The following is a 6,556-nucleotide window of genomic DNA, read 5'->3' as shown; positions in this document are numbered from 1 at the left end:
GATAAGCAGGATAACACGTATTCTTATCATCATTCCGAGACTGGTCCCTATCAGGGGGAAAACTCTGAGAGTAAAGATCTTAGTCAATATGATGTAGTCGTGGAGAAAATTGCACCCATAACAAAATTGGATATGACGTCTTCCACCCCAATGAAAAATGGTTGGTACCCTTCAAATGTTACAGCTGCTTTAAGCGCAACCGATAAAGAATCCGGTATTAAGAAGGTAGAATATCGAATAAATGAAGGAAGCTGGATTGAATATACAGAGGCTTTCGAAATTAGCCAAGAAGGCATAGTTCAGCTTGATTACCGAAGCGTAGACCATGCTGGGAATGTAGAGGAATTTCAAACCGAGACCCTCAAAATAGATAAAACATCACCAGTGACTTCAACTTCTGAAATTCCTTCCGACTGGAGTAATGAAGAAATAGAATTATCCTTAACGGCTAAGGATGAATCTTCAGGCGTAAGTTCTATTGAGTACAGAATGAATGAAGGCGACTGGACTTCCTACGATACACCTATTACCATCGCTGAAGAAGGTAAGCATGTAATTGAATATCGAAGTACAGATGAAGCAGGGAATCAGGAAGAGATTCAGACTGTCAATGTTAATCATGATTTTAAAGCTCCTGAAACTTCAATCAGTTCTGTGAGTGATGAATGGCACAATTCCAACATGGAAGTAACATTAAGTTCTTCCGACGGTTTGTCAGGCGTCTCAAAAACGGAATATAGAGTGAACGAAGAAGAATGGGTAAACTACGATACTTCTATTCTCGTTGAAGAAGAAGGAAGCAATAAAGTAGAATTCCGTAGCATCGATCATGCAGGAAACGTAGAAGTGATACAAAGCAAAGTGATTAAAGTGGACAAAACCGCACCAGTTACCACAGCTGAAGAAGTACCGACGGACTGGTCGAATCAGGATGTTGAGCTAACCTTATCGTCTTCAGATGAGCTGTCAGGCGTATATTCCATTGAATATAAAATCAATGGTGGCGAGTGGAAAGACTATAGTGATCCTATTACGTTAGATCAAGAAGGATCGACAACCATTGAATATAGAAGCATCGATAAGGCTGGCAATGAAGAAGAAATTCAAAGTGTAGTAGTGAAACTGGATCAAACATCTCCGGTTACCACAGCTTCTGAAACTCCTATTGACTGGGTGAGTGAAGAAGTGGAACTGACACTAACAGCCAAAGATGAATTATCAGACGTATCTTCCGTTGAATATAAAATAAACGGAAGTGATTGGAAATTGTATAATGGCACGATTACGTTGAAACAAGAGGGTGAAAATGTAATCGAATATCGTAGTGTTGATGTAGCTGGAAATCAGGAAGAGACGAAGAGCTTAACTGTTAAGCTTGATCTAACTGCTCCAGAAACTTCGATTAGTGATGTAAGCGACCAATGGCAAACCTCTAGTGTAGAGGTAGCCTTGAGTGCGACAGACTCTCTAACAGGTGTTAGCAAAACAGAGTATAGAGTAAACGATGGAGAATGGACAGCTTATAGTACACCAGTGGTATTTGAGAAAGAAGGCGCCCACAAGCTGGAGTACCGCAGCTTTGATGAAGCTGGGAATGTAGAAGAAATTCAAAGTGAAACGATTAAAATAGATACAACTGCTCCAGTTATTTCTGTTAACGGAGTACCTGAAAAATGGGCGAATAAAGCGACAGAAATCACATTAACGGCTAAAGACCAATTGTCAGGTGTAGCTGCGATCAAGTATAGAATGAACGAAGGGGAATGGACAAACTATAGCGGTCCTATTACCTTCCAGCAGCAGGGCGAGAATGTCATTGACTATCGCAGTGTCGATACAGCTGGGAACGTAGAAGAGTTTAAGAGTATAACTGTAAAATATGACGATAATGCTCCACAAACATCGGCTGGTGATGTAGGCGACCAATGGCACAACTCCGAAGTAGAGGTAACCTTGAGTTCCACTGATACATTATCAGGAGTGGCTAAGACAGAATATCGGATCAATGAGGGAGAATGGAAAGAATATACGACTCCTGTGTTGATTGATGAAGAAGGCGGCCACACCGTTGATTATCGCAGTATCGATTACGCTGACAATGAAGAAGAGGTTAAAAGCATCAACGTTAAGCTGGATTCAACCGCTCCAGACACAGCTATGAGTACTGAAAAGCGAGACAATGATGTGGAGTTAACCCTGAGTTCTTCCGATACACTGTCTGGGGTGAGTAAGACAGAATATCGAATCAATCAGGGAGAATGGCTGGCATATAACTCTACTGTTATTGTAAGCGAAGAAGGAACTCACACCGTCGACTATCGTAGTGTCGATCATGCAGGAAACGTGGAAGCAATCCAGTCTAGTGAGGTAACGATTGATAAGCCTTCCAATGATGTTACTTTTAAAGATATCAAAGGTCATTGGGCTGAAGACAAAATAAATTATTTAGTAGAAAACAACTTATTATCGGGTTATAAAGACGGTACCTTCCAGCCCGATGTAAATATAACAAGGGCTGAAGCAGCAACCGTTATTTCCAGGGAACTTGAACTTGAGAAGATTGGGTCTGACTTTACAGACGTTTCAGAAGAACACTGGGCGAGCGGGTACATTGGTGCAGCCGCCAAGGCTAATATCCTCTCAGGCTACAAGGATGGAACCTTTCACCCGAATGAAAATTTAAGTCGAGCAGAAATGGCAACGATCGTTTCAAGAGCCTATCAATTACAAGGCCAAACCAATATTTTCTCTGATACGAAAGGGCACTGGGCGGATTCCTATATTCAAACCCTTGCAGCCAATAATATAACTGTCGGGTACCCGGATGGAACCTTCAAACCGGAACAGGAAATTACTAGAGCAGAATTTGCCTCTTTTGTAGCGAGAGTTTTGGAAGACAGCTTCAGAGTAACTGACTGACAATAATTAATCATCATAGAATTTGAGCATAAAAAACACCTTCAAAGTCTTATAACGACTGTGAAGGTGTTTTTTAATAGGCCTTCCCCTACTCCCCAGCTTGAAAATGGTCGCCATTTGGAAAGGAGTTCCTGTACTTTTACTGAATAAGTATAGTAGGTGGTTGTCCTTGTTAATGAGAATGTGGTTATGTGATCGCTCAATAGATTGAAAACCTTTAAAAATAATGTCTATTATTTACTGTGTTTTTTTCATAAAAGAGGCATTTCCAGGAGGTAATGATATGATTAAAAAAATATTCTTTTATGTATTCATTATTTCCGTTCTTAGTGCTTGCAGCTAACAAAGCGTAAAAGAAGAGGATCTTATCACATTAGAAAAGGTGCAAACGGCTATTACAGATCAAGGGTTGGTTTTAGAGGATGCAGATTTACCAAGGATCAATGCTTTCACTAGAGAGTTAAACGGTGTTACTCCCGAAGCATTTTTTATAGATGGTGATACACTTTCTATTTATGTATTTCCATCCACAGATGCACGGAAAGAAGGAATGGATGATTTTGAAGAAAAATCAGCTGCAGCTGGAGTCGTTGAACACGAAAAGTACACGCATAAAAACATTTTGGTATTTTATGAACTTGGAAATGAGGAAACGAATAATAAATTAAAATCAGCAATAAATGGATTAGAGTAATACCATGATTTATGGAAATTGCCTTTAAGGTATTGGCACAGCTCTCCCCCTGGAGCATTAGCCTGCATTCACACGTTTTCCAAATCCAAATCCATTCGTATCCTATCAAAAAAAGAAGACTACTAAACGTAGGGTAGCGTAGGATCAAGGTTTTATTTTGATACTACCCCTTTTTTAATGAATGAAATATAGAGAAAATCTTTTTTTATTAGACCAAGAAAGGTCGAAGAATGTTGTAGTGCGTGTAATTAGACCCTCAACGCCGGGGGTGAATTTGTGAAAAATTTACATGGTTTTGTCGAATGTATTCCTATTAACCTAAAACTTTATTAGAATATTAAAAAATAACTTAAATAAGTTAAAGGAGTTTTGACATGAAAAAGAAGTTTTCTATTACGTTTATTGCATTTGTTTTTGGGTTGCTTACGTTCGTAGGCAGTGCTTCAGCTGATCCAGTTACATATCCTCCATCACTTGCTCACAAAGATGGAGCGGTGGCTTATGAACATATGAAATACCTGGCTGATGACATTGGTCCGAGGGTCGCGGGTTCGCAAAATGAAAGGGAAGCTGCCCAATATATTCAGGGCCAATTCGAACGCATCGGGTTGGAGACAGAAGTTCAGGAGTTTGATTATTCTACTTCAAGATCTTCTTCCAATGTGGTGGCTTACAAAGAAGGAAAATCTACGAAACAGATTATTGTAGGGGCTCACTATGATTCTGTTTCCGTTGGTCTAGGGGTAGATGATAATGCTTCAGGTGTCGGTGTGTTATTAGAAACGGCAGAAGTATTAAAGAATATAAAGACCCCTTATTCTATTGTATTCATTGCATTTGGGGCAGAGGAAGTTGGATTACAAGGATCCAAATATTATGCCAATCATATGTCGGATGAAGAAATAAAAAATACTATTGGTATGATCAACCTAGACAGTTTGGCAGCAGGTGATCAGATGTATGTGTATGGGAATGCTGGAGAGGACGGATTTATCCGTGAACAGGCCTTGGCAATTGCAGATAAGAAAAAGTTAGATGTCGAAACCAACCCTGGTCTAAACCCGCATTATCCAGCTGGAACAACAGGTGATTGGAGCGACCATGCCCCGTTTAAAGCGAAGGGAATTCCATATGGTTATTTGGAAGCGACAAACTGGGAGATTGGGGACCTGGATGGCTATCAGCAAACGGTAGAACATGGTGGAATATGGCATTCAGAGAAAGATACACTTGCATTTATTGAAGAGGAATATCCGGGACGTGTACAGGAACACTTATCTACGTTCAGTACTTTGTTAACGGATTTACTCAAGTTTATGAACAAAACGAGTACATCAAAATAATTTAAACTTTTAAGGTCCCTGTTTTATTCGGGGGCCTTTTAATGTTAAAAACTATTTATTCTTCTCTATTCCAAAAAAATCTATAAAAAAAGCACCCCCAGAAAGAGGTGTGAACTGTACCCCCAAAAATGGACAGTTTAATAAAAAGTGCTAGGCTGCTAATAGGTGACCTCGGTATTGTGCCGGGGTCATTTTTTGTAAGGACCACTGATATCGACGATGATTGTAATACTCCATATATTCTTCAATCGCTTGCTTGACTTCAAATACAGAAGAACACGCCTTGAAGTCGATTCCATCTTTCATATGCCCAAAGAAAGATTCCATCGGGGCATTATCCCAACAGTTACCGCGACGTGACATTGACTGATCCAAGCCAAGTTCGCTCACTTTCTTCTGGAACTCAGGGTGGGTATAGTGCACGCCTTGATCGGAATGGATTAAACAGTCAGGGTGAGGGATAAAGTCCTCCCGTTCCATTAACTTATCAAGCGTAGTGTACACGATATCCATCTTCAAGGAGGTAGAAATATGATAAGCTAAGATTTCTCGTGTCGCTCCATCTTTAATGGCGGATAGATAGGCTTTTTGTCCTTTTTCATAATAAACATAAGTGATATCCGTTAAGAGGACTTTGTGTGGTTCCTGTTGATCGAACTGGCGATCCAACTTATTTTCACACGTTTGATGTTCTTGCGTCGCTTGGGCGATTTTTTTATAGGGATTCGCTCTCCGGATCTTGCACACGATATTGTACTTGTTCATAATTCGGCGAATACGTTTAAGGTTCATCACAATCTTCTCATCATTCTCTAAAGCCATCTTGATCTGGATGGCACCCACTTTTCCCTTAGATTGGTCGTACACTTTCTTGATGATCGTATAGTCCGCTTCATCGCTTTGTTCCCTTTTTTGACGGGTTTCCTCTGCTTTCAACCAATTATAATAACCGGAACGACTTACTCCTGCCACTTCACAAAAATACTGAATTAAAGGAGGAAATCCATTTTCTCTTACCACTTTTTCAATGAGTTGAAATTTCTCTGATGTCGTTACTTTTTCTTCTTCGCCTGCCTTTCGAGTTCGTCGAGCTTTTTTACGAAATCTACCTCTGCCTCTAGATACGCAATACGCGCTTCTGCTTTCTTCAATTTCTCTTCCGTAGATAGTTCTTTGGAGGATGGACGTCCTGTGGCGCCTTTCCCTCTACGTTCTGTATAGAATCCATCTTCTCCGTACTTCTGGAACGTTTCCCGCCAACGCTTTATACATTGATTAGGTTTCTTAGATCCAATAATAGACATATCAAACCCATACTCTAAGAAAATTTGGTAAGGACCTTTCCCTTCTATGTTTTCTTTCACTGCCGTTACCTTAAAATCAGGAGAATAGGTGATGGAGCGATCGGATACCTTGATGACATTTGGGTTGGATTCTAGTTCTCTTCTTTGTGATTCAGTAAAAGTAATTTTGGACATCTCTATAACCTCGCTCTTATTGTTAATTTGATTATAAATGGATATCCGAGGTCATGAAACACAAAAAACCCCGAATAAGGGCACTTTTTTATCAGTGTCCATTATTCAGGGTATAGTTCAGT

The 6,556-nt window shown here is 40.0% G+C and carries 4 protein-coding genes; 3 read left to right on the top strand and 1 reads right to left on the bottom strand.

From position 1 onward, the window contains the following. The 3 genes from BLS23_RS07330 to BLS23_RS07320 all read left to right on the top strand — a co-directional run. On the top strand, window positions 1–2,919 hold a 2,919-nt coding region (locus tag BLS23_RS07330), incomplete at its 5' end, for an OmpL47-type beta-barrel domain-containing protein (RefSeq protein WP_208599168.1). 382 nt (window positions 2,920–3,301) lie between these two features. Beyond that, window positions 3,302–3,613: a hypothetical protein gene (locus BLS23_RS07325; protein ID WP_089651900.1), complete on the top strand. Its 312-nt coding sequence runs from the start codon at window positions 3,302–3,304 to the stop codon at window positions 3,611–3,613. A gap of 374 nt (window positions 3,614–3,987) precedes the next feature. Further along, on the top strand, window positions 3,988–4,956 hold the full coding sequence (locus BLS23_RS07320; RefSeq protein ID WP_089651899.1) for a M20/M25/M40 family metallo-hydrolase: 969 nt from the start codon (window positions 3,988–3,990) through the stop codon (window positions 4,954–4,956). Between the two features lie 150 nt (window positions 4,957–5,106). Here the strand turns inward: BLS23_RS07320 and BLS23_RS07315 are convergent. Continuing rightward, a protein-coding gene (locus BLS23_RS07315) for an IS3 family transposase (RefSeq protein ID WP_089651141.1) occupies window positions 5,107–6,434 on the bottom strand; the annotation gives its coding sequence in 2 pieces (ribosomal slippage) (window positions 5,107–6,056 and window positions 6,056–6,434; 1,329 coding nt in all). Between the last annotated feature and the right edge of the window lie 122 nt (window positions 6,435–6,556).

Origin of the sequence: Halobacillus aidingensis, from assembly GCF_900104185.1 — a bacterium.
In the GTDB taxonomy this organism is placed as follows: Bacteria; Bacillota; Bacilli; order Bacillales; family Halobacillaceae; genus Halobacillus; species Halobacillus aidingensis.
Note: the sequence above shows the minus strand (reverse complement) of the source record. Positions and strands in the feature narration are given on the sequence as shown.